Annotated in this window: 16 protein-coding genes and 1 tRNA gene; 10 read left to right on the top strand and 7 right to left on the bottom strand. The window is 75.0% G+C overall.

The window, feature by feature from the left end; genetic code table 11:
* Positions 1-9 precede the first annotated feature (9 nt).
* Positions 10-3,402, bottom strand: a complete 3,393-nt coding sequence (locus IE248_RS06885; RefSeq protein WP_190030179.1) for an ATP-binding protein — start codon at positions 3,400-3,402, stop codon at positions 10-12.
* A gap of 145 nt (positions 3,403-3,547) precedes the next feature.
* Between IE248_RS06885 and IE248_RS38130 the strand changes: the two genes are divergently transcribed.
* Entirely contained in the window at positions 3,548-4,444 is an 897-nt protein-coding gene (locus IE248_RS38130; RefSeq protein ID WP_100580466.1) for an NAD(P)-dependent oxidoreductase, read from the top strand.
* An 18-nt stretch (positions 4,445-4,462) separates the two neighbouring features.
* On the opposite strand, the gene IE248_RS06875 is transcribed toward IE248_RS38130, so the two are convergent.
* Positions 4,463-6,055: a serine/threonine-protein kinase gene (locus IE248_RS06875; protein ID WP_190030178.1), complete on the bottom strand. Its 1,593-nt coding sequence runs from the start codon at positions 6,053-6,055 to the stop codon at positions 4,463-4,465.
* Between the two features lie 166 nt (positions 6,056-6,221).
* On the opposite strand from IE248_RS06875, the gene IE248_RS06870 reads away from it, so the two are divergent.
* Positions 6,222-8,120, top strand: coding sequence for an FHA domain-containing protein (locus IE248_RS06870; protein ID WP_190030177.1), 1,899 nt, complete (start codon positions 6,222-6,224; stop codon positions 8,118-8,120).
* Positions 8,121-8,160: 40 nt separating this feature from the next.
* Here IE248_RS06870 and IE248_RS06865 read toward each other — a convergent pair whose 3' ends face one another.
* A complete protein-coding gene (locus tag IE248_RS06865; protein ID WP_190030176.1) occupies positions 8,161-8,901 on the bottom strand; it encodes a 3'-5' exonuclease in 741 nt (246 codons plus the stop codon).
* Between the two features lie 65 nt (positions 8,902-8,966).
* The gene (locus IE248_RS06860) at positions 8,967-10,238 is read right to left on the bottom strand and encodes a DUF5919 domain-containing protein (RefSeq protein ID WP_008743566.1); all 1,272 of its coding nucleotides are present in this window, start codon (positions 10,236-10,238) and stop codon (positions 8,967-8,969) included.
* A 276-nt stretch (positions 10,239-10,514) separates the two neighbouring features.
* Between IE248_RS06860 and glgX the strand changes: the two genes are divergently transcribed.
* The 3 genes from glgX to IE248_RS06845 all read left to right on the top strand — a co-directional run bounded on the left by glgX (position 10,515) and on the right by IE248_RS06845 (position 16,543).
* The gene (glgX, locus tag IE248_RS06855) at positions 10,515-12,629 is read left to right on the top strand and encodes a glycogen debranching protein GlgX (protein WP_008743565.1); all 2,115 of its coding nucleotides are present in this window, start codon (positions 10,515-10,517) and stop codon (positions 12,627-12,629) included.
* Positions 12,630-12,753: 124 nt separating this feature from the next.
* Entirely contained in the window at positions 12,754-15,021 is a 2,268-nt protein-coding gene (gene treY, locus IE248_RS06850; protein ID WP_190030175.1) for a malto-oligosyltrehalose synthase, read from the top strand.
* A gap of 247 nt (positions 15,022-15,268) precedes the next feature.
* Complete coding sequence (locus IE248_RS06845) at positions 15,269-16,543, top strand: M14 family zinc carboxypeptidase (protein ID WP_190030476.1); 1,275 nt, start codon at positions 15,269-15,271, stop codon at positions 16,541-16,543.
* A 16-nt stretch (positions 16,544-16,559) separates the two neighbouring features.
* On the opposite strand, the gene IE248_RS06840 is transcribed toward IE248_RS06845, so the two are convergent.
* Positions 16,560-17,123 (bottom strand): FHA domain-containing protein, encoded by a 564-nt coding sequence (locus IE248_RS06840; protein ID WP_037798337.1) that lies wholly within the window; start codon positions 17,121-17,123, stop codon positions 16,560-16,562.
* A 110-nt stretch (positions 17,124-17,233) separates the two neighbouring features.
* On the opposite strand from IE248_RS06840, the gene treZ reads away from it, so the two are divergent.
* A complete protein-coding gene (gene treZ / locus IE248_RS06835) occupies positions 17,234-19,015 on the top strand; it encodes a malto-oligosyltrehalose trehalohydrolase (RefSeq protein WP_190030174.1) in 1,782 nt (593 codons plus the stop codon).
* A 68-nt stretch (positions 19,016-19,083) separates the two neighbouring features.
* Positions 19,084-19,845 (top strand): class I SAM-dependent methyltransferase, encoded by a 762-nt coding sequence (locus tag IE248_RS06830; RefSeq protein WP_100580472.1) that lies wholly within the window; start codon positions 19,084-19,086, stop codon positions 19,843-19,845.
* Between the two features lie 12 nt (positions 19,846-19,857).
* Here the strand turns inward: IE248_RS06830 and IE248_RS06825 are convergent, their stop codons facing one another.
* Both IE248_RS06825 and IE248_RS06820 read right to left on the bottom strand, forming a co-directional pair.
* Positions 19,858-21,018, bottom strand: coding sequence for an aminopeptidase P family protein (locus IE248_RS06825; RefSeq protein WP_073777829.1), 1,161 nt, complete (start codon positions 21,016-21,018; stop codon positions 19,858-19,860).
* Positions 21,008-21,865 carry a LysR family transcriptional regulator gene (locus IE248_RS06820; RefSeq protein ID WP_190030173.1) on the bottom strand — a complete coding sequence of 286 codons (858 nt, stop codon included), beginning with the start codon at positions 21,863-21,865 and terminating at the stop codon, positions 21,008-21,010. The genes IE248_RS06825 and IE248_RS06820 overlap by 11 nt, the downstream gene beginning before the upstream one ends.
* 75 nt (positions 21,866-21,940) lie before the next feature.
* Between IE248_RS06820 and IE248_RS06815 the strand changes: the two genes are divergently transcribed.
* The 3 genes from IE248_RS06815 to IE248_RS06805 all read left to right on the top strand — a co-directional run bounded on the left by IE248_RS06815 (position 21,941) and on the right by IE248_RS06805 (position 23,478).
* Positions 21,941-22,441, top strand: coding sequence for a hypothetical protein (locus IE248_RS06815; RefSeq protein WP_037798329.1), 501 nt, complete (start codon positions 21,941-21,943; stop codon positions 22,439-22,441).
* 83 nt (positions 22,442-22,524) lie between these two features.
* Positions 22,525-23,331: a CTP synthase C-terminal region-related (seleno)protein gene (locus IE248_RS06810; protein WP_190030172.1), complete on the top strand. Its 807-nt coding sequence runs from the start codon at positions 22,525-22,527 to the stop codon at positions 23,329-23,331.
* 74 nt (positions 23,332-23,405) lie between these two features.
* Positions 23,406-23,478: transfer RNA gene (locus IE248_RS06805), tRNA-His, on the top strand.
* The last annotated feature ends 54 nt before the right edge of the window (positions 23,479-23,532 follow it).

The following is a 23,532-nucleotide window of genomic DNA, read 5'->3' as shown; positions in this document are numbered from 1 at the left end:
CCTGAACGCCTACGTCGGCCAGGACGCGGCGTGCCCCACCGCCGGTCCGAGGGCGGGTTCGGCCTCGGTCGGGTGCGTCGCGCCGCGGGCGAGCGCGGCGTCGGCCGCCGCCGGCCCCAAGGCGGAGCGGCAGACCGACCAGATGCGGTCCACGTCGTGCCGTTCGGCGGGCGGCAGCGGGGCACCGGCCGAAGCGCGGGCCGTCCGGGCGGCGCCGAGCAGCCCGGCCGCCCGCCCGGGTTCGCCGCCCGCCGCAGCGGCGCCCGCCAGCCCCTCCAGGGCCAGCGCCACGGCGCGTACGTCTCCCAGCGCCCGCGCGGCCGCCAGTCCTTCGGCGTGCAGGGCCCGGGCAGCGTCCGCGTCCCCCCGCAGCTCGGCGGTGAAGCCGAGTTCGGCGAGGGCGAGCGTCGTACCCGGCGCGTAGCCGGAGTCCCGGAACCAGGCCAGCACCGCCCGCATGTGCTCCTCGGCGGCGGCGAGGTCACCGGTGCGCCGGGCGACCATGCCGAGCCCGATCCGGGCGTCGGCCTCCCCCGCCCGGTGGCCCTGTTCCGCGGCCAGCCGCAGGGCTTCCGCGTGCCGCTGCCGGCTCTCCTCGTACGCGCCCTCCAGGAGGGCCAGCCGGCCCAGTGCGCACAGCCGCTTCCCGGCCTCGCTCCGCAGCCCGAGTTCCTCGGCGATGGCCAGCCCCTCCTCGTGCAGCCGGGCCGCCTCCCGGTACTCGCCCGCGATCTCGTGCAGCGCGGCGCGGGGGAAGAAGGTCTGCGACAGGCCCCACTGGTCGCCGAGTCGGCGGAACAGCCGCGCGCCCCGCTCCGCGTCGCGGCGCACCGAGGCCAGGTCGCCGTGGGCGAGGGCGTGCCGGGCGCGCACGCTGAGCGCGGCGGCGGTCCCCCAGGCGTCGCCGAGCCCCTCGGCCGCGATCAGCGCCCGGTCGGCGAGTTCCTCGCCCGTGGGTACGTCTCCCGCGCCCATCTGCGCGGCGGCCAGGAACCACAGGGCGTGGGCGTGGCCCAGCGGGTCGTGGTCCGCCACCTCCCGCGCGTCGAGGCCGGAGGCCGCGCTCCGCAGCGGTCCCCCGGCGGACGCCGGTGCGCCTTCCCACACGCTCAGGCCCGCCCGCCAGGCCGTCGCCAGTGCCACGGCGGTGATCCGCTCCCCGGCGTACGGATCCCCGCCCGGCCCGCCGGGGGGCGCGAGCCGGTCGCGCTCCGCCGCGAGGCAGGCGTCGAGCAGGCGGCCGCCCTCCGCGGGCCTGCCGCGCAGCAGCCAGTACCGGGCCAGGGCCCGTGCCGCGCGCAGGGCCGGTACCACCCGGCCCTGCGCCAGCGCTTCCTCGACGGCCGGGTACAGCTCCGCCTCGGCGGCGTCGAGCCGGGCGAGCCAGAGCCGCTGGTGGGGGCCGCGCAGCAACGGCTCTGCCCGTAGCGCGAGTTCCCGGTAGTACCTGCCGTGCCGGGCGCGGGTGCCGGCCTCCTCGCCGGCCTCGCGCAGCCGCTCCCGGGCGTAGTCCTTGACGGATTCCAGCAGCCGGTAGCGGCGGCCGCCCTCCGGCCGGTCGACCAGGACCACGAGCGAGCGCTCCACGAGGCGGTCCAGCAGCAGCGGGACGCGGTGTTCAGGCACGTCCGGGTCCAGGTCGGCGGCCGTACCCGCGGCCACGGCCGTACCCGCGCCCGCGCACACGGCGCGCGCGGCCTCCACGGAGGCGTCACCGCCGTGTACGGACAACCGGCGCAGTACCGCCTCCTCCGCGCCGCCGAGCAGCGCCCAGCTCCAGTCGATCACCGCGCGCAACGTCCGCTGTCGCGTGGGCACTCCGCGCAGCCCCCGCGACAGGAGGGCGAACCGGTCGTCGAGTCCGGCGAGCAGGCCGTGCACGCCGAGGGCCCGCGCGCGGGCGGCGGCCAGTTCCAGGGCGAGCGGGAGCCCGTCGAGCCGGGCGCACAGGGCCCGGACCGCCGCCGTGTCCGCGTCGGTGGCCGCGTCGGGCGGCGGGAGCGCGGCGCGGGCCGTGAACAGGGCGACGGCATCGGCGGGCGCGAGGGGCGCCAGCGGGTGCACCGCCTCCCCCGCCAGGGCGAGCGGCTCCTGGCCGGTGGCCAGCACGGACAGCCCGGGCGCCTGCGGAAGTACGGCTTCCAGCACCTCGGCCACGGCATCGGACAGGTGCTCGCAGTTGTCGAGCAGGAGCAGGAGGCTCCGCTCCCGGAGAGCGCCCACGAGCAGCCGTACCGCGTCGGACCGTTCACCGTCGGGCCTGCGCACGCCCAGGGTCCGCAGTACCGCCCCGGCCACGGCATCGGCCGGAGCTCCCGCGGGGAGCGGGGCGAGCTCGACCAGCCATGCTCCGTCCCGGTGGCGGGCGGACGCCCCGCCGGCGCATTCCAGCGCCAGCCGGGTCTTGCCCACGCCGCCGGGTCCGGTGAGGGTGACCAGCCGGGAGTGCGCCGACAGGGCGCGGACGGCGGCGAGGTCCGCGCCGCGCCCGACCAGCCGGGTGAGCGGCTGGGGCAGCCGTCCGCCCGCCCCGCCCTCTGGGGCGACCGGCGGGGCCGGCGGGGCCGGCGGGGCGGACCCGGTTGCCACCGCCACTGCGCCGGGGTCCGCCCACCGGGCCGGGGGCTCAAGGTCGGCGTCCTGCCGCAGGATGGCCTGCCGCAGCTCCGTCAGCTCCCGTCCGGGGTCCAGCCCGAGGTCCCGGGCGAGTCTGCCGCGCAGGACCTCGTAACTCTCCAGCGCCTCCGTCTGGCGGCCGGCCCGGTACAGCGCCCGCAGCTGGACCGCGCGCAGTCGCTCGCGCAGCGGATGGGCCGCGACGAGCTGGTCGATCTCGCCGAGGACGGCGTGCTGCTCGCCCAGGGACACCCGCAGGCCGAGCAACTCCTCGCGCACGGAGAGGCGTTCCTCCTCCAGCCGAGCGGCCGCGGCGCCGGCGGCCGGGTCGTCGGTGTGGCCCGCGTACGCCTCACCGCGCCACAGGGAAAGGGCCTCGCCCAGCAGTTCGGCACGGGCGCGGGGAGCCGGGCCCGCCTCCCGCGCACGCGCCCGGGCGACCAGCTCGGCGAACCGCCGCGCGTCGAGTTCGAGTTCCCCCGGCGCGAACTCCAGCCGGTATCCGCTCGCGTCGTGGAGCAGCGGGCCTCGGCCGTCCGACGGCGCGGCGCGGCGGAGAGCGGCGCGCAGCCGGGATACCTGCCCCTGGAGGCTCGCGTAGGGGTGGCGGGGCATCGCGGCGCCGGGTCCGCTCCACAGCGCGTCCACCAGCCGGTCGACGGAGACGGGGCGGCCCGGTTCGACGAGCAGCCGGGCGAGCAGCCTGCGCGCCCGCGCTCCGGTCACGGTCACCGGCTCGCCGTCGCCCGTCCACACCATCAGCGGCCCCAGAACCCCCACGCGCATGCCGATCAGCCTAGGGCCTGTCTGCCGGCGGCCCAGGGGCAGCCGACCGGCAGCGGACCGGCAGTGGAGCGACAGCCGAACGGCAGCACCGACGCGCAGGGTGGGGCCTGTTCGACGGCACCACCGACACGAGGAGAGAGCAGTCATGAGCGAAACCACCGCGACGCACAAGGTTCCGGTCAGCGTCTTGGGCCTGGGCAACCTCGGCCGGGCGCTGGCCGAGACCTTCCTGAGGGAGGGGCATCCCACGACGGTCTGGAACCGCTCCGCGGGCAGGGCCGACGGTCTGGTGGCCCGCGGGGCGTCCCTCGCGGCCACGCCCGCCGATGCCGTGGCGGCGGGAGAACTCGTCGTCGTCGCGGTACTGGACTACGACACGGTCCGCGAGCTGCTGTTGCCGGCGGCCGGGGAACTGAAGGGGCGTACGGTCGTCAACCTGACCACCGGAACCCCGTCGGCCGCGCGCGCCATCGGCGCCTGGGTGGCCGATCAGCGGGCCTCCTACCTCGACGGCGCGGTCTACGCGGTTCCGCAGACCATCGGCACCTCCGCCGCGTTCGTCCTGTACAGCGGCGACGAAGCGGCGTTCGGGACCTACCGCACGGTCCTCGACGCGATCGGCGAGGGCAGCCTCGTCGGTCCGGCCGCCGAACTCTCCTCCGTGTACGACACCGCCCTGCTGAGCGGCATGTACGGGATGTTCGCCGGGTTCTTCCAGGCGGTGGCGCTGGCCGGCACGGCCGGGATCGGTGCGGCGGAGCTGACCGGCCCGCTGGTCCGGTGGCTGACGGCGGCCGCCGACGCGCTCCCGGCCTTCGCGCGGGAGATCGACGACCGGGAATACGGCACCACCACCTCCAACCTGGAGATCAACGCGGTGGGTCTGCGGAACATCCTCGCCGCCACGGAGGCGCAGGGGCTGCCGACGGACCTGCTGGCGCCGCTACTCCGGCTCTTCGACGACCAGGTCCGTGCGGGGCACGCCGCGTCCAGCCTGTCCCGGGCCGTGGAGTCCCTGCGCGCCGACACCGGCAGGCTGTGACCGGCCGGGCGGGGGGGTTCAGCGGGTGCAGGTGATCGAGAAGGGGACCGGGTTGGAGAGGGTGCGGGTGGGGCTCTGGAGTTCCACGGCCATCCCGGTGGTCAGGGTGCCCGCCTTCGCGTAGGTCGTCAGGCGCACGGTGTCGTGCCCCGTGGGGTTGGTCTTGTCCCCGATCGACATGGTGCGCCAGTGGGGATCCACCACGGAGCCGTCTCCCGACACCCAGCGGTAGGAGATCAGGGTCGGCTCGGGCGCGGTGAAGGTCGCGGTGAACGCGGGCGCCCGGCCCTCGGGCGTCGGGCAGCTGCCGGTGTAGGTCGTGTTCGTGCCCGCCACCGTCACCCGTACGCCCGAACCGGGCGCGGTGTCCTCGTCGTTGCCGGTGAATGCGTAGGCGAGCCCGCCGGCTATCAGGACGCAGGCGGCCGCCCCGGCGCCGACCACGACCGCCGTACGGCTCTTGCGCCCCGGGGCGGCGGGCACGGCGGCGGGCGCGATGGGCGCCGCCACCGCGGGCGCCGCTGCGGCGGCGGGCGCTGCCGTGGCGGCCGCTTCCTCCGGGACGGGGACGGTGACGGGGGCCGTGGCCGCGGGCGCGGCCGTGGCGGGCTGCGGGGTGGGGGTCGGGAGGACAGGGGAGGCTGCCGTCGTGGCGTCCGGTTCGTGTGCGATGTCCCGCAGGGCCCGGGCCACTTTGGTGGCGGGGGTCCGCTGCGCCGGCTCCTTGCGGAGCAGCCCGGCGATGACCGGCGCGAGCGGGCCGGCCCGGGCCGGCTCCGGCGGTTCCTCGTCCACGACGGCCCGCAGGGTGCTCAGCGCGGTGCCCTGCCGGAACGGGGAGATCCCCTCCACGGCCGCGTACAGCATCACGCCGAGGGACCACAGGTCGGACTCGGGGCCCGAGGGGCGGCCCAGTGCCCGCTCCGGCGGCAGGTACTCGGGGGAACCGACCACTTCGCCGGTCATCGTCAGGGCGGTGCTGCCCTCGACCATCGCGATCCCGAAGTCGCTCAGCACCACCCGGCCGTCCTGCGCGATCAGCACGTTCGCCGGCTTCACGTCCCGGTGCTCCACACCGACGGCGTGCGCGGCGCGCAGCGCGTTCAGCACTTCGGCGCCGATGTGCGCGGCGCGCCGCGGGGTGAGGGGCCCCTCGGCCCGCAGCAGATCGGCCAGTGACCGGCCCCTGATCAGTTCCATCACGATCCAGGGCCGTTCGTCCTCCATGACCACGTCATGGACGGTGACCACATTGCGGTCGGGTATGCGGGCTGCCGCCCACGCCTCCCGCTCCAGGCGGCTGTACATGCGCGCGATGTCCCCGGCCCCCAGTCCGGCCGGGGCCCGTACCTCCTTGACGGCGACCTCCCGGTGCAGGGTCTCGTCGAGAGCCCGCCACACGGTGCCCATCCCGCCTTCGCCGAGCCTCGACAGCAGCCGGTAGCGGCCCGCGACGAGCCGTTCCCCGCCGTCCCCGCCCGGCGCGGCCACGGTGGTGGCGGCATCCGCCCCGGTCACCTCGCTGGTCACCGCAGTGGTGGCCGCGGTGGTGGCCGCGGTGGTGGCCGCGAGCGCGGTCTCCGTCACGGTCTCGTTTTCCTCGCTGTGCATGGGGGCGGTCTCCTCTTGTCGCCGGCCGACGCGAACATCACGTACGGACCGGGCCCCCGGTTCAGAGGTACTCAAAAGATTCTCAGAAATGGTTGAACCGAATACGTTCTCGATGACGTGTTGCAGTCGTACGAGATACGGCAGCATCGTTTTCAAGGGGTGTGCAGTGCCATCGGTCATCGTCGGGCGCACGGGTCCGTTCACCGGACAGAGCGTGGTCCTGGGCAGCGAGCCCCTCAGCTTCGGGCGCAAGAGCGACAACGGCGTGGTGATCGTGAGCCCCAGCGCCTCCCGGCTGCACGCCGAGATCGTCACGGAGGACCCCGGGTTCGTTCTCTACGACCGGGACAGCCGCAACGGCACGTTCGTCAACGACCAGCGCGTCACCCGGCACGTGCTGCGCCCGAACGACTGCGTCCGGATCGGTGACGAAACGTTTCTCTATGAGGCGCAGGACTGTATGGAGACGGTCATGGACCTCTCCCTCATGGCGGTCCCCCGGGCGAGCACCACGGACCCCGGCACCCTGCGGGTCACCATCACCGGCGGCGGCCCCGTCGGCCTCGCCTTCGCCCTGGCCCTCGACGAGATGCTGCCCGGCCGGACGGCCGTCACCCTCTACGACGGACGCTGGACCAGGAAGGGCTCCACGGTCGTCTGGAAGGACGAGACCCAGGGCAACTTCCGCCGCCAGCAGGTCGTGACCGTACAGAGCCGGCAGTACCTCGCCCTGTCCGAGGAGGTCCTCGGCGCGCTGTTCGACGACGACGCCGCCTACTCCGAGATGTGGCCCGTCGGCCCCGACTCGGTCGACGGCCGGCCGCCCCGCAACATCCGGATCGCCCACATCGAGGACCGCCTGCTGGACCTGGCGAACCGCAGGCCGGCGATCCGCCTGGTCCCCGAGCGGTTCGACGTGACGGAGCAGCGGGACCGGCTCGCCCAGGAGCACGTCCTGGTGGTCTGCGAGGGCGGCCGCTCCCGTACCCGCGAGCACTACGCCGACCGCTTCGGCGCGGCCGACGCCTCGATCTACTCCCTCGACGGCGAGCACCTCCAGGACGTCGTGCTGGGCCTGCGGGTCAAGTCGAGGCTGCCGGACCCGATGAGCGTGCTGCTCACCGTGTCGCAGAACCGTTTCCTCCTCAACTCGCTGCGCGGCGAGGGCTTCCTGAACATGCGGCTCACCCGGGAGGAGGCCAAGAACGTCATCGGCATCGACCCGGTCCGCCACGTCTTCGAGGAGTGCATCGCCGCCCGGCCCTGTCTGATGAGCCGGCAGGAGGAGGACAACGAGTTCCGCTGCCCCACCCACGGCACCCTCTTCCTTCCCGCCCTGCTGCGCGGTTCGCCGCTGTGGAAGGAGATCCGGCAGGGCCTGAACCTCTTCGGCGTGGCCGAGGAGGACCTGTCGGCGATCACCTCGTTCCGCCTGGACATGGTGCAGCGCCCCCGGTTCACCGCGCAGTTGCACCGGCCGACCGCGACCACCCCCGGCACCTACGGCTTCCTGCTGGGGGACGCGGCCAACGCCATCCACTTCTGGCCGGGCCGCGGACTCAACAGCGGCCTCGCCTCGGCCACCTCACTGGCCCGCTCGCTCAGCCGCGCCTGGCAGGGCAAACCGCTGCGCGACGCCGACTTCATCCGGCACGAGGCGGCCATGTCGATGCTCCAGTACCGCCACAAGAGCCGGGCCTGGAACGCGATGGTGACCACCGACGACCAGGGCATCACCCGCGCCATCAGGGACATCATCGCGCGTGGCGCGGGGGCGGGAGCCGACGCCGCGGACGGGAGCGACCTGGAGGTGCTGCTGGACCGGATGGCGGAGATCCGCGACCGGCTGGGCTCCCGGCTGCCGGGCCTGCCCTCGGACGAGGAACTGCGCGCCCACCTCACCGCGATCGCCCCGGCCACCCTGCGCACCCTGCGGGAGAGCGGTGCCTGGGACACCCTGATCGTCGGCGGCGAGGAGGCCGACATCGACCTCTTCTACCAGTCGGACTCCCCGGTCTTCGTACCCCGCCCGTCCGACCCCCGGACCCTGCAACCGCAGGTCTGACCAGACCCCTTCGGCCCGGGCCCGATCCGGAAGACGGGCCCTAGGCTCCGCCGGCCCGGGCCTGGGAGGGTATGAGGCCGCGCAGGGGCCAGGCCGTGTCGATCACCGCGTCCGGGCTGCCCTGGCGGCGCAGGTAGGACTGGAAGTCGCGGGCCCAGCGGGCGTGCCAGGCGCCCTGCCGGTCGTGGAGGTCCGCCGGGGTGAGGCCGGCCACCTCCGGATGCCGGTCGGCTATCGCCCGGGCCACCTGGACGGCGGCCAGCGCGTCCGCCCCGGCATCGTGCGCGTCGTCCAGGGTGACCCCGTACACCCCGCACACCGCCTCCAGCGTGCGCTTCCCGCGCCGGTAGCGGTCCACCGCCCGGTCGATGGTCAGCGGGTCCACCACCGGCCCCGTCGCCGCGCCGCCCAGCCGGTCGGAGAGCGACGGCAGCCCGTGCCGCGCCAGCTCCGCCGACAGCAGCGTCAGGTCGAAGGCCGCGTTGTAGGCGACGACCACCGCGCCCCGCCGCCAGTGCTCCACCAGGGCGGCCGCCACCTCCTGCGCGACCTCCCGCACCGGGCGGCCCTCGGCGACGGCCCGCGCCGTGCTGATCCCGTGGATCGCCGAGGCCTGTTCCGGGATCGGTATCCCCGGGTCCGCGAGCCAGCCGCGCCGCTCGCGGACCTCGCCGCCCCGCACCTCGACCACCGCGGCCGTCACGATCCGCGACTCCCCCGGCTCCGTCCCCGTCGTCTCCAGGTCGAATCCGACCAGTGCTCCCCCGTGCCACGCCGCCATGACGCGCCCCTCCCCCGTACATCCATCCGGTCAACGACTTTCAGCCTGACACGGGGCACTGACAGTCACGACACCGGGCGGGAGTCCTCCCACATCGATTCGAATTCCTCCCGGTATGTCGGGAAAAGTCCGTGGTCCGCGTCCTTCACCGCGCCCCGGCCGCCCCCGCGCAGCACCAGCACCGGGGCCTCCATGCCCCGCGCCCGCCGCAGGTACGACTGGACCACCGCGATGCCCGAGGACTCCCCCTCCACCAGGTAGGCGGTGAAGCGCGGGGTCTCGTCGAAGACGTGGATGTCGAACCGCGAGGGGTCCTTCAGCCCCGCCCGCACCCTGCGCACGTGCAGGATGTTCATCTCCACCGAGCGGCTCAGCTCGCCCTTGCGCAGCCCCAGCTCCCGCTCGCGCCGCTTGACCGCGCTGCTCGCCGGGTTCAGGAACAGCAGCCGCACCCGGCAGCCCGCCTCCGTGAGCCGGACGAGTCTTCGTCCCGAGAAGTTCTGCACCAGCAGGTTGAGACCTATGCCGATGGCGTCCAGCCGCCGCGCGCCCCCGAACAGGTCCTCGGCGGGCAGCTGCCGCTGGAGCCGCACCCGGTCGGGGTGGACCGAGATGACGTCCGCGTACCGGTCGCCCACCAGGTCCTCCACGGCGTCGATCGGCAGCCGGTCGGCCGCCGGGCCGCCCGCGCCGCCGCCGAGCACCTCCAGCAGCCGCGCCGAGGCCCGCTCGGCCTGCTCCAGCACCGCCCGCGACAGGGCCCGGTTGCGGGAGACCACGTTCCGGGTGACCTCCAGCTCGTCCAGGGCCAGCTCGATCTCGCGCCGGTCGTCGAAGTACGGCTCGAAGCAAGGCCAGTGCTGGACCATCAGCTCCCGCAGCTGCGGCAGCGTGAGGAAGCTCAGCACGTTGTCGTCGGCCGGGTCCAGCAGGTAGCCCTTGCGCCGGCTGACCTCGCGGACCGCCACGGCGCGCTGCACCCACTCCTGCCCGGCGGGACCGGCGGCCGCGACCACCCAGTCGTCCTGGCCGTGCGCGGGTGCGTAGACGGGGCGCAGCACCGCGCCGACGACCGCCCGCAGCCGCTGCTCGACGAGGTTCAGCCAGATGTAGGCGCGGCCCGCGCGCTGGGCCCTGGTCCGGACCTCGCTCCACGCGTCCGCGCCCCAGTCCAGCTCGGCCCCGGTGCGTACGTCCCCGGCGGCCGGGGGTGCCAGTGAAACCGCCCCGGCCGGCACCCCGGCGGGCCCGCCGCCCGCCGCCCCGCCTGCGGCATCAGCCGGGCCGCCCTCGTGACCGCTGTCACCAGGGGGCAGCTCCAGACCTCCCGAGCTCACCCGTGCACCGCCTTCTGCGTCTGGACGCCCGTCTCAAGTGATCACGGAAGGGTACTCCGCGCGCGCGGCCCCACGCAGCCCGACGAACCCTACGCCGATTGCCCGTTGACCCATTATCCGATGCCCGCATAGTCCGCTGACCCGCCTATCAGCTCTCCGGGTCACCCGGTGGGAGCATCCCAAGTCCCCGCTTGGAGGCCCTCTTTCGGGGAAGATCTGGCAGTGACGTGGTCCACGCCCGATCAAGCCCGTCGCAGAGGGGAAGAGTCGTTATCCATGCAGGTCTGGCCGGGACAGGCGTATCCACTCGGTGCCACGTACGACGGCGCCGGGACAAACTTCGCGGTCTACTCCGAGGCTGCCCGACGCATTGAGCTGTGTCTTCTGCACGACGACGGGTCGGAGACCGCCGTCGAGCTGCGCGAGACGGACGCCTTCGTCCGGCACGCGTATCTGCCCGGCGTGATGCCGGGCCAGCGCTACGGTTTCCGCGTGCACGGACCGTACGAGCCCGAGCGCGGGCTGCGGTGCAACGCGGCGAAACTGCTGCTCGACCCGTACGCGCGGGCCATCGCGGGCAGTGTCGACTGGGGAGAGCAGGTGTACGGGTACCACTTCGGGCGGCCCGACTCCCGCAACGATCTGGACTCGGCGCCGCACACGATGAGTTCGGTGGTCGTGAACCCGTACTTCGACTGGGCCAACGACCGCCCGCCGCGCCACGAGTACCACCACACGGTGCTGTACGAGGCCCACGTCAAGGGCCTGACCATGCGCCATCCGGATCTGCCGGAGGAACTGCGCGGTACGTACGGGGCGCTCGCGCACCCGGCGGTCATCGGGCACCTCACCAAGCTCGGGGTGACGGCGCTGGAGCTGATGCCGGTGCACCAGTCGGTCAACGACCACCGTCTCGTGGACGACGGGCTGAGCAACTACTGGGGCTACAACACCATCGGTTTCTTCGCCCCGCACAACGGCTACGCCTCGGGCGACCGGGGCCAGCAGGTGCTGGAGTTCAAGTCGGCGGTGCGGGCGCTGCACGAGGCCGGGATCGAGGTGATCCTGGACGTGGTCTACAACCACACGGCCGAGGGCAACCACCTGGGCCCGACGCTGTCCTTCCGGGGGCTCGACAACGCCTCGTACTACCGGCTGGCGGAGGATCCGCGGCACTACATGGACACCACGGGGACCGGGAACTCGCTCCTGATGCGGTCCCCGCACGTGCTCCAGCTGATCATGGACTCGCTGCGGTACTGGGTCACCGAGATGCATGTGGACGGCTTCCGCTTCGACCTGGCGGCGACGCTCGCCCGGCAGTTCCACGAGGTGGACCGGCTGTCCTCGTTCTTCGACCTGGTGCAGCAGGACCCGGTGGTCAGCCAGGTGAAGCTGATCGCGGAGCCCTGGGACCTGGGCGAGGGCGGCTACCAGGTGGGCAACTTCCCGCCGCTGTGGACCGAGTGGAACGGCAAGTACCGGGACACCGTGCGGGACCTGTGGCGCGGGCAGCCGCGCACCCTCGCGGAGTTCGCGGGACGGCTGACCGGCTCCTCGGACCTCTACCAGGACGACGGGCGGCGGCCGCTGGCCTCCATCAACTTCACGACCTGCCACGACGGTTTCACCCTGCACGACCTGGTCGCGTACGACGAGAAGCACAACGAGGCCAACCGCGAGGGCAACCGGGACGGCGAGACCCACAACCGGTCGTGGAACTGCGGGGTCGAGGGGCCGACGGAGGATCCGGAGGTCCTGGAGCTGCGCGAGCGCCAGATGCGCAACTTCATGGCGACGCTGATGCTCTCGCAGGGCGTGCCGATGCTCAGCCACGGCGACGAGTTCGCCCGGACGCAGGGCGGCAACAACAACGCCTACTGCCAGGACAACGAGCTGTCCTGGGTGACCTGGCCGGAGCCGGGCAAACCGGCTCCGGCGCTGCTGGAGTTCACCCGGCAGATGGTGTGGCTGCGGCGCGACCACCCGGTGTTCCGGCGGCGCCGGTTCTTCCACGGCCGGCCGGTGGAGGGCACGCACGACGAGCTCTCCGACATCGCCTGGTTCACCCCGCACGGCGAGGAGATGCGGGCCCGGGACTGGCAGGCGCAGCACGCGCGGGCGCTGGCGGTGTTCCTCAACGGCGAGGCGATCTCCGAGCCGGGCAGCCGCGGGGAGCGGATCACCGACGACTCGTTCCTGCTGATGTTCAACGCGGGTCCCGAACCGCAGGACTTCACGGTCCCGGCCGGGCACGGGGCGCAGTGGCGGATGGTGGTGGACACGGCGCGCAGGGACGTTCTGGCGCCCGGCACCGGGCCGCAGTTCGCGGCCGGGGACCGGGTACCGCTGACGGGGCGGTGTCTGGTGGTGCTCCAGCGCCCGGCGTAGGCGGCCCCGCGGCGCGGCCGCCGGTCCCGTCAGCGGGGCCGGCGGTCCGCCGCCGCGGAGGTGCGGTCACCCGGATGCATGGGGGGATGGCACGTAATGCGGCTGGCTGGGTACGTACGTTCTCATGAGCCAGCCGTACGCGCGCCCCCGGTCGGAATCTGATGTTCCGGCAGCCGTCACCCCGGCGTCACCCACCTCGACGTACCGCCTCCAGCTGTGCCCCGAGTTCCCGTTCTCGGCGGCCGAGGCGGCGGTACCCCACCTCGCCTCGCTCGGCGTCTCCCACCTCCACCTCTCGCCCGTACTGGAGGCGGTGCCCGGCTCCACCCATGGGTACGACGTCACCGATCACACCCGGGTACGGGTGGAGCTCGGCGGCGAGCCGGGGCTTCGGGCCCTGGCGACGACCGCCCGGGGACACGGGCTCGGCCTCGTCCTCGACATCGTCCCGAACCACATGGCCGTACCGCGGCCGCTGCACCTGAACCGGCCGCTGTGGGAGGTGCTGCGGGAGGGGCCGCACTCCCCGTACGCGCGCTGGTTCGACATCGACTGGGAGGCGAACGGCGGCCAAGTGCTGCTGCCGGTGCTGGCCGGTCCCCCCGGCCCCGGCGAGTTCACCGCCGACGGGGAGCTGCTGCGCCACGGCGAGCACGAGTTCCCGCTGCGGGCGGGGACGGCCGGTCTGCCGATGCCGGAGCTGCTGGCCGCGCAGTGGTACCGGCCGGCGGGGTGGCGGGAGGCCCGGGCGGGGCTCAACTACCGCCGCTTCTTCACCATTTCGGAGCTGATCGGGGTACGGGTGGAGGACCCCGGGGTGTTCGCGGCCACCCACGCCAAGGTGGTGGAGCTGGTCCGGGACGGGGTGGCCGAGGGGCTGCGGATCGACCACGTGGACGGCCTGGCGGATCCGGAGGAGTACCTGAGGCGGCTGCGGACGGCCGTCGGGGACGGGTGCTGGGTGGTGGTGGAGAAGATCCTGGCCCGCCCGGAGCGGCTGCCCTCCGGGTGGGCCGTGGCGGGCACCACCGGCTACGACGCGCTGCACCGGGTGGACGGCCTGTTCGCCGACCCGGAGGGCGTCCGCGCACTCGCCGACCGGTACGGGGAGACCACCGGCCTGCCCGGCTGGGAGGAGACGGCGGCGGCCTGCGCGCGGGAGGTCCTGACCGTCGCCCTCGCCGCCGAGCTGGCGGCCCTGGAGCGGATGGCGGGCCCGGATCTGGGCCACGCCGTACGGGAGTTGCTGATCGCCTATCCGGTCTACCGGCCGTATCCGGGCGGGCCGGGACCCGCGCCGCAGGCCCTGGCGGAGGCGGCCGGGCGGGCCGGCGCGCAGGCGGTGGCGGAGGTACGGGACCTCCTGCTGCGGGACCGTGCCTTCGCGGCGCGCTTCGCCCAGACCTCGGCGGCGCTGCGGGCGAAGTCCCTGGAGGACCGGGCGTTCTACCGGTACGCCCCGCTGCTGTCGGCCACGGAGGTGGGCGGGGAGCCGGGGGACCCGGCGGTGCCGGCGGCCGAGTTCCACGCGTACTGCGCGGAGCTGGAGCGGGACCGGCCCGCCTCCGGGACGGTGCTGTCCACGCACGACACCAAGCGCAGCGCGGACGTCCGGGCCCGGATCGCGGTGCTGTCGCAGCTGCCCGGGCTGATGGACGAACCGGCGCCGGCCGGGGCGGACCCGCAGCTCGCCTGGGTGGCCCGGCAGAGCGCTCTGGGCCTCGGGGAGGCCCCGGACCGGGCGGACCGGCTGGCCGCCGCCCTGCTGAAGGCGGCCCGCGAGGCGGGGCTGCGGACCAGCTGGACCGATCCGGACGAGGCGTACGAGGCGGGCATCGAGGCGCTGACCCGCCACCCCGGGGCGGAGTCCGCGCAGTTCGCGGCGGCCGCCCGGGCCAACCTGCTCGGGATGACGCTGCTGCACCTGGCCATGCCGGGGGTCCCGGAGGTCTACCAGGGCGCCGAGACCGAGTACCGGGCCCTGGTCGACCCGGACAACCGGCGCCCGGTCCGCTTCCCCGTCGAGGCGCTGGCCCGCCTCGACGCGGGAGCGGAGCCGCGAGGCCCGGCGGAGGAGAAGCTCGCGCTGACCGCGGGGCTGCTGCGGCTGCGGCGGGACCGGCCGGAACTGTTCACCGGCTACGCCCCGCTCGCGGCGCGCGGCCCGGCGGCCGAGCACTGCGTGGCCTTCGCCCGGGGGCCGGGGCTCGTCGCGGTGGCCACCCGGCTCTCGCACCGGCTCGCCGTGGCGGGCGGCTGGCGCGACACGGTGCTCCCCCTCCCGCCGGGCCGCTGGACCCCCCTCGGCCACAAGACCACGTACGAGAGCGAGGCCCCCCTCACCGCCCTCCTCCACCTCACCCCGGCCCTGGCCCTCCTCCGCACCGACTGACCCCCGGCCGACGCACCCGGACCCGGCCCTCACCACCGCCCCGCCCGAAGGCACCCCGCCCCGCCGCCCGGCCCGGGCCCGTCGGCCGCCTCCCGCCCCGCCGGCGCGGGAGGCGCGGGGTGCCGGCGGCGGCGCGTGCGCGGGGCCGGGTCGCCGCCGACGGGAGAGGCTTTGGCCAGGGGTTTCTCCGGAAATGGCGGGGCGTGCGGAGCAGTAGGGGACAGGTGCGGCGGGCATGGCATCACTTGTGACCCTCATCCCTGACATGCGCTACCCCACCCCGCGCGAACTGGCCCTCGCCGCCCGCGCCCTCGCCGAGGCCGAGCCCGGTCTCGTCCGGCTGCGGCAGGCCGGGACGTCCCGGGGCGGGGCCCCGCTCTGGCTGCTCTCCGTCCGGCCCGCGCGAGCCTCCCGGCACGTGCTGGTCGTCGCCGGCGCCCACGCCAACGAGCCCGTCGGCGGCGCCACCGCCCTCGAACTCGCCCGCCGCGTCATCCGCGACCCCGCGCCCCGCGCCGGCTGCGGCTGGCACTTCCTGCTCTGCGCGGACCCCGACGGCGCCGCCCTGCACCGCACGCCCCTGCCGTACTCCCTGCTCGACTACCACCGGAACTTCTTCCGGCCGCCCGGCCCCGAACAGCCCGAGTGGGCCCCGTCCTTACTGCCCCCGGACCGGCTGCCGCCCGAGACCCGCGCCCTGACCGCCGTCATCGACGAACTGCGCCCCGTCCTCCAGGTCTCCCTCCACGGCACCGACCTCGGCGGCTCCTGGGTCCAGCTCACCCGTGACATACCGGGCCTGGCCGAGCCCTTCGGCAAATCCGCCGCCGAGCTGCGCATCCCGGTGGAGACCTCCGCGTCCGACGCGGCCGGCTGGCCCTCCCCCGGCCCGGGGATCTTCGTCATGCCCGAGCCCGTGACCGACACCGCCGCGGCCGTCCGCCCCGAGGACACCCGGCTGAGCACCTGGTACCACGCGCACCGCTACGCCGGCACCACCGCGATCGTCGAAGTCCCCATGTGGGCCTCCGACCTGGTGGACGACCCGGCCCCGCACCCCGACCCGCGCGGGGCCCTGCGGATGCTGGCCGCGCGCCTCACCGAGGACGCCGCGCGGGTGGCCGCCGTACGGGGCGGGGTCCCGGGCGCGTTCCGGGACGACGGCGCGGCCGCCGCGCCGCTGCTGCGGGCCGTGGACTGGACGCTGGCCCTGATCCCGCTGGTCGCCGCCGAGTGGACGGGCCCCGGCGCCCCCGCCGAGGCCACCGCCGCGCACATCGGCAGCATCGACGCCTTCGGGCGCCGCCTGTCGCTGCGCGCCGCGGCGATGCTGCTCCGCGTCCTGCGCGCCGGGCACCATCCGGCGGCGCCCGCACTGGACCGCCTGGTCACCGGCTGGTGCGAGGAGTTCGCGGCCCGCTTCCAGGCCCGCTGGGTGCCGGTCGCCACCCAGGTGGAGCACCAGTCCCGGACCGTACTGGCGGCGTACGAACGGCTCGCGGCGGTGACGCCCGACCCCTGAGGGCGGCTGGAGGGCCTCAGCCGGCGGACAGCAGGTACGTGACCCGCCCGAAGCCGATCTGGTCACCGTCCCGGACCACGGCCGAGCCGGTCACCCGGCGGCCGTTGACGGTGGTGCCGTTGGTGGAGCCGAGGTCCTTGAGCACCCACATGCCGTCGCGCAGGCTCAGCTCCGCGTGCACCCGCGAGACCGTCTCGTGCGTGAGCCGCAGCCCGTTGCCCGGGTCGCGGCCGATCCGCAGCGGCCCGGCGCCCGGATGCGGGAACAGCAGCTTGGGCAGCCGCTCGGCGGCCCAGGCCCGGCGGACCCCGACGGACACCGCGGAGGCCCGCCCGACCCAGCCGAAGAGCCGCCGGCTCCACGGGCTGTCCGAACCCCGCCGGGCTTCGAGGTCGGCCGTGAGCACGGCGAGTTCCTCATATCGGCGGGCGACCAGCGCGAGTTCCATGCGCCGCATGAACGTGTCGTGCGACAGTTTGCCGAGGGCCGCGCCCTCCCTGAGCTGGCTCAGCGCCCGGTCGCGCTCCGCGTCGGACAGCCGCGGGGCGGGGAAGGCGGGAATCTCGAAACTCGACGTCACAGGGTGATTGTCGGCCCGTCAGGGCCGGAGTGTCCAGAACGGCCCCGCCGGTCCCGCGATGATGGGCGCGAGACACAGGCTGGGCACCGCCGCCGACGAGGGGACCGTCCGTGCAATTCGAGGTGTGGGCACCGCTGACAGACCGGGTCGCGCTGCGGCTGAACGGCGCCGCGTACGAGATGGCGCCCGACCCGGCGGGACCCGGCCGCGAGGGCTGGTGGACCGTGGAGGCCCCGGCCGCCGACGGGGACCGGTACGGGTTCGTCCTCGGAACCCGGAGCGACGGGGACGACCCCGACGGCGCGGGCCCCGTACGGCCCGACCCGCGCGGGCGGCGGCTGCCCGACGGCCCCGACGGGCTCAGCGCGGTGGTGGACCTCGACGCGCTGCGCCCGACGGCCGAACCGCCGCGGGTCCCGCTCCAGGACGCCGTCCTGTACGAGCTCCACATCGGCACCTTCACCCCCGAGGGCACCTTCGACGCGGCCGCCGCCCGCCTCCCGCACCTGACCGCGCTCGGCGTCACCCACGTGGAGCTGATGCCGGTCTGCCCGTTCCCCGGCCGGCACGGCTGGGGCTACGACGGGATCGCGCCCTGGGCGGTGCACGAGCCGTACGGCGGCCCGGCGGGCCTGGCCCGGTTCGTGGACGCGGCGCACACCGCCGGGCTGGGGGTGGTGCTGGACGTGGTCCACAACCACCTCGGCCCCTCCGGCAACCACCTCCCGGCCTTCGGCCCGTACTTCACCGACGCCCACCACACCCCCTGGGGCGCCGCGGTGAACCTGGACGCGCCCGGCTCCGACGAGGTGCGGGCGTACTTCCAGGACAGCGCCCTGGCCTGGCTGCGGGACTACCGGATCGACGGGCTCCGGCTGGACGCCGTACACGCGCTGGCCGACGGGCGGGCGCTGACCTTCCTGGAGGAGCTCGCGGCGGCCGTGGACGAGCTGGCGGCGGAGACCGGCCGGCCGCTGTTCCTGATCGCCGAGTCGGACCGCTGCGACCCGCGCACCACCACCGCGCGCGCCGCCGGCGGGCTGGGCCTGCACGCGCAGTGGAACGACGACTTCCACCACGCCCTGCACTGCGCGCTGACCGGCGAGTCCCAGGCCTACTACGCCGACTTCGCCGAGGCCCCGCTCGCCGCCCTCACCAAGACCCTGACCCGGGCCTTCTTCCACGACGGGACCTGGTCCTCCTTCCGGGGCCGCAGCCACGGCCGCCCCGTGGACCGCCGCCGGACGCCCGCGCACCGCTTCGTCGGCTACACCCAGACCCACGACCAGATCGGCAACCGGGCGCTGGGCGACCGGCTCTCCGCCTCGCTCTCCCCCGGGCTGCTGGCCTGCGCCGCCACGGTGGCGCTGACCGGGCCGTTCGTGCCGATGCTGTTCATGGGCGAGGAGTGGGGCGCCGGCACGCCGTGGCAGTACTTCACCGACCACCCCGATCCGGAGCTCGCCGAGGCGGTGCGCACCGGCCGGCGAAATGAGTTCGCCGCGCACGGCTGGAAGGCGCATGAGATCCCGGACCCGCAGGACCCCGCCACCCGGGACCGCTCCCGGCTGGACTGGGAGGAGCCCGGGCGGGAGCCGCACGCCCGCCTGCTGGCCTGGTATCGCACCCTCGTCGCGCTCCGCCGCACCCACCCCGACCTGCGCGACCCGGACCTCGCGGCGGTCCGGGTGGCCTTCGACGAGGCACGCCGCTGGCTGACCTTCCGGCGCGGGGACCTCCGTGTCGTGGTCAACCTGTCCGCCGAGCCCGCGACCATCGCGCTCGGCCGCAACGGGGTCCGGGTCCTGACCTCCTGGGAACCCCTCGAACACCCCGGCCCGGACGGGCGGATCCACGTACCGGGCGAGTCGGCGGTGATCCTCGGGCCCTGACCCCCGCGCCGCTCGGCCGGAAGCGAACGGCCTTGCCCCCCTGCCCGCCGGGCTGATGGGCTGGGCCGATGGAATCCACTGCCGCCGGCGGATCGCCGGCCGTCTACGACCGCATCGGGATCGGCTACCGCAAGGTCCGGCGCCCCGATCCCCGGCTGGCCGCGCTGATCGACGGGGCCCTCGGGGACGCCCGGACCGTCGTCAACGTCGGCGCCGGGGCGGGTTCCTACGAGCCCGCCGACCGGGAGGTGACGGCGGTGGAGCCGTCCCGGGTGATGCTCGACCAGCACCCGGGGACCCGCAAGGTCAAGGCGGGTGCGGAGGAACTTCCCTTCGAGGACGGGGCGTTCGACGCGGCGATGGCCGTCATGACCGTCCACCACTGGTCGGACCTGAAGCGCGGGCTCGCGGAACTGCGCCGGGTCTCGCGCAGGCAGGCCGTCTTCACCTGGGATCCCACGCACCCCCGGGTCCTGTGGCTGATCGAGGAGTACCTGCCGGAGATACGGGAGCTGGAGCTCTCCTGGTTCACCCCGCTGACCGAGGTCGCCGAGGCGCTCGGCGCGCACACCGTGCTGCCCTTCCCGATCCCCCACGACTTCACGGACGGCTTCCAGGTCGCCCACTGGCGCCGCCCCGAGTCCTACCTCGACCCGGTCGTCCGGGCCGCGACCTCCACCTTCGCGACGCTGGGGCCGGCCGTCGTGGAGCCGGGGATCGCCCGGCTCCGCGCCGACCTGGAGTCCGGCGAATGGCGGCGCCGCCACGCCGGCCTGCTGGCGCGGGAGAGCGTGGACTACGGCTACCGCCTGGTCATCGCGGGCGACTGAGCCGGCGAACCGCTAGTCGACGAGGGCCAGTTCGCGGGGGGCGTTGTTCAGGCGCAGCCCGCCGTCGGCGGTCACCGTGACGATGTCCTCGATGCGGACCCCGAACCGTCCGGGCAGGTAGATGCCCGGCTCCACGGAGAAACACATCCCGGGCACCATCGGCCGCTCCTCGCCCTCCACCATGTACGGCGGCTCGTGGGTGGTGACGCCGATGCCGTGCCCGGTGCGGTGGATGAAGCGGTCGCCGTAGCCGAACTCGGTGATCACCGCGCGGGCCGCCCGGTCGACCTCCTGGCAGGAGACGCCCGGCCGGACGGCCGCCACCCCCGCCTGCTGGGCCTCGCGGACGATGTCGTGGACGCGCTGCTCCTCGGCGTCGGGTTCGCCGACGTGGACGGTGCGGGAGATGTCGGAGCCGTAGCCGTCCTTCAGGCCGCCGAAGTCCAGCACCACCATGTCGCCGCGCCGGATGACCCGGTCCCCGGCCTCGTGGTGCGGGTTGGCGCCGTTGGGGCCGGAGCCGACGACCGTGAAGTCGACCTGGGAATGGCCGTGTACGCGCAGCAGCCCGGCCAGGTCTGCGGCGACGTCGCTCTCCCGGCGGTCGGCGAACGGGAGGTGCAGGATCTGCGCGTACGCCGCGTCGGCGGCGGCGCCGGCCGCCGCGAGCCGGGCCAGCTCCCGCTCGTCCTTGACGGCGCGCAGCATCGGCAGGGCGTCGGTGAGCGGGACGTACGAGGTGGTGGGCAACTCCCGCTGGAGCGAGAGCAGGTGCAGCGACCAGGTGTTGTCGCTCACCCCGAAGCGGCCGGCCGCCTCCAGCAGCGGGGCGGTCACCGCGTACGGGCTCTTCCCGTCGGTCCAGTCGCGCAGCGCCAGCGCCCCGGCGCCCGGGGCCTTCGCGGCGTCGGGGGCCTCCAGGGCCGGCACCACGAGCACCGGGTCCCGTCCGGCGGCCAGGACGAGCAGGGTGAGCCGCTCGGTCTCGGCGGTCGGGCGGTAGCCGGTGAGGTGGGCGAGGTCCGGCCCGGGGGCGATCAGCAGCCCCGCCAGCCCCGCGTCGGCGGCGGCTTCGGCGGCGGCCGCCATCCGGGCGGCGTAGTCGGCGGTGGTGAACGGTTCGGGCTCGGAGGTCCCTGCGGGCGCGGCGGGCCGGGCGGGTTCATGGTCCATACGGGGATCCTGCCCCGAGGCGTACGGCCAGCGCAGCGGCCGCGCCGGACAAAGTCGCGGGCGAGAGCAGTTCCGTACGGTGGACCAGGCGCGGCGAGCACAGGGGTACGGCGACGCCCGCGCCCGCCGTCCGCGCCACCCGGCCCGGCAGCAGGGCCAGGCCGTGGCCGGCGGCGGCGAGGGCGCACAGGGCCCGCAGGTCGGTGCCCTCGTAGCGCAGGGCGGGCGCGGTGCGGACCGCGCCCGGCAGCGGCGCCACCCCGGGGGCGTCGAGCCAGCGCGCGTCGGCCAGGTCCTCCAGCCGCAGGGCGTCGCGCCCGGCCAGCGGATGCCCGGCGGGCAGCAGCACGGCCAGCTCCTCCTCCGCCACGCCCGTCACCACCAGCGGGGCCACGTCGGGCAGCCGCAGCGGATCGCTCGGCGCGGCCGGGCCGTCGACGAGACCGAGGTCGCAGTCCCCGGTGGCGACGGCGGCGGGCACCTCGGCCGGCGGCAGCACCCGCAGGGTGACGCCGGTGGGGGGCAGCGCGGCGAGCAGCGCGGGGCCGACGGCGAGCGGGGACGCGGCGAGCGTGATCCGCCCGGGCGGCGCGGCGGCCAGCCGCAGCACGTCGGCCCGGGCCGCGTCGAGCCGCAGCAGCAGCGGCCCGGCGTGCTCCAGCAGCCGCGCTCCGGCCGGGGTCGGCTCCACGGGCCGCCGGGTGAGCAGCTCGGTGCGCAGGTCGCCCTCCAGCGCGGCGATGTGCTGCGAGACGGCGGACTGGGTGTAGCCGAGCTCGCGGGCGGCGCCGGAGAAGGAGGAGAGGCGGGCGACGGTGACGAAGGTGCGGAGCAGGTGCGGATCCATGGCGTCAGCGTGCCACCGGCGCGGATCCCGGCGCGCCCGGGCCCGGGCGGGTGCCCGCGTCCCTATCGTGAAGCGGTGAGCACTCCCAGCGATCCGCCCCGGCGCCGTGTCAGGACCGACTCGGCCGGAGCCGTGTACGGCTCCCTGCTCGCCACCTCGGTGGTGGCCACCGCCAGTACGGTGGGCACGTATCCGAGGCTCCAGCTGATCCTGCTGCTGCTGGTCACGGGCGTGGTGTTCTGGGCGACGCACGTCTACGCGCAGCTGGCGGGGGAACGGCTGGTCGGGCAGCCGTGGAGCGGGCAGGAGATCCGGCGGGTCGCGCTGCACGAGTGGCCGATCTTCGAGGCCGCCCTGCTGCCGGCGGTGGCGGTGGCCTGTAGCGGGCTGCTGGGGCTGGACTACGCGGGGACGGCGTGGCTGGCGATGGGGGTGGCGGTGGCGCAGCAGGTCCTGTGGGCGTGTCTGGGCGCGGCCCGCGCCGGGGCCACCCGCCGCCAGCTGGCGGCGGAGGGGGTCGTCAACCTCGTGCTCGGCCTGATCATCGTGGCGACGAAGGCCGCCCTGAAGCACTGAGGGCGCCGCGATCAGATCTGCTTATCGATCATCCAGGAACAATCGTTGGCGCTGAAGTGGACTCCGCCCCCAGGATGATCCACATGACCACCACACCCTCCCTTACCTCCCTTGCTTCGCGTATCGCCCGTATCGCCCTCGTAGGCGACCGCTCGCCGCACGTGAAGTCCCACACCCGGATCCCGCTGCTCCTCGACGCCCTCGCCTCCCGCGACGGGCTGGTCCTGGACGCGTACTGGATCCCGACCGCGCGGGCGTCGGCCGAGGCCGCGGCCGGCGCGCTGGCCGGGTTCGACGCGGTGTGGGTGCTGCCCGGCAGCCCGTACGCCAGCGAGGCGGGGGCGCTCGCCGCGATCCGGGTGGCGCGGGAGGAGGGCATCCCCTTCCTCGGCACCTGCGGGGGTTTCCAGCACGCCCTGCTGGAGTACGCCCGCGGCGTGTGCGGGCTGGCGGGGGCCGCGCACGCGGAGAACGACCCCGGGGCCGAGGACCCGCTGATCGCACCGCTCGCCTGTTCCCTCGTCGGGCACGAGGGGCTCGTACGGGCCGAGCCCGGATCGCTCGCCGAGTCGGCGCTCGGCGCCGAGCGGTCGGTGGAGCGCTACCACTGCGACTACGGCCCGGCGCCCCGGCACCTGCCGGCGCTCACCGAGCGGGGACTGCGGCTGTCGGGGCACGACGAGGACGGGCAGGTCCGGATGGCGGAGCTGCCGGGACACCCGTTCTTCCTGGCCACCCTCTTCCAGCCGGAGCTCGCGGGCGACGGGACCCGGCCGCACCCGGTGGTCAAGGCGCTGGCGACGGCGGCCGTCGCGCACGCCGCCCGCCGCGCGGACGGCGTCGCCGGACGCCTCGCCGCCACCCTGTCCGCGAGCCGCTCCGCCGGATAACGCGTGGCAGGAGCACCCCTCTGATCAGCTATGCTGTGCATGCACATCGAACGGGCGGTACGCCGCCCTTCGTGGTGGGTGTAGCTCAGTTGGTAGAGCACCTGGTTGTGGTCCAGGTGGCCGCGGGTTCAAGTCCCGTCACTCACCCTGATCCCCCGGGTCGCGAGGTCTCCTCGCGACCCGGGGGTTTTTTCGTACCCG

Source organism: Streptomyces goshikiensis (assembly GCF_014650555.1).
In the GTDB taxonomy this organism is placed as follows: domain Bacteria; phylum Actinomycetota; class Actinomycetes; order Streptomycetales; family Streptomycetaceae; genus Streptomyces; species Streptomyces goshikiensis.
The sequence above is the reverse complement of the archived record's forward strand: the minus strand, read 5'-3'. Positions and strand labels throughout refer to the sequence as shown.

Excerpts from the sequence above, each read along its gene's own strand:
- glgX (WP_008743565.1), top strand. The coding sequence starts at position 10,515 with ATGCAGGTCTGGCCGGGACAGGCGTATCCACTCGGTGCCACGTACGAC.
- IE248_RS38130 (WP_100580466.1), top strand. The coding sequence starts at position 3,548 with ATGAGCGAAACCACCGCGACGCACAAGGTTCCGGTCAGCGTCTTGGGC.
- IE248_RS06825 (WP_073777829.1), bottom strand. The coding sequence starts at position 21,018 with ATGGACCATGAACCCGCCCGGCCCGCCGCGCCCGCAGGGACCTCCGAG.
- IE248_RS06830 (WP_100580472.1), top strand. The coding sequence starts at position 19,084 with ATGGAATCCACTGCCGCCGGCGGATCGCCGGCCGTCTACGACCGCATC.
- IE248_RS06865 (WP_190030176.1), bottom strand. The coding sequence starts at position 8,901 with ATGGCGGCGTGGCACGGGGGAGCACTGGTCGGATTCGACCTGGAGACG.
- treY (WP_190030175.1), top strand. The coding sequence starts at position 12,754 with ATGAGCCAGCCGTACGCGCGCCCCCGGTCGGAATCTGATGTTCCGGCA.
- IE248_RS06810 (WP_190030172.1), top strand. The coding sequence starts at position 22,525 with ATGACCACCACACCCTCCCTTACCTCCCTTGCTTCGCGTATCGCCCGT.
- IE248_RS06885 (WP_190030179.1), bottom strand. The coding sequence starts at position 3,402 with ATGCGCGTGGGGGTTCTGGGGCCGCTGATGGTGTGGACGGGCGACGGC.
- IE248_RS06875 (WP_190030178.1), bottom strand. The coding sequence starts at position 6,055 with ATGCACAGCGAGGAAAACGAGACCGTGACGGAGACCGCGCTCGCGGCC.
- IE248_RS06820 (WP_190030173.1), bottom strand. The coding sequence starts at position 21,865 with ATGGATCCGCACCTGCTCCGCACCTTCGTCACCGTCGCCCGCCTCTCC.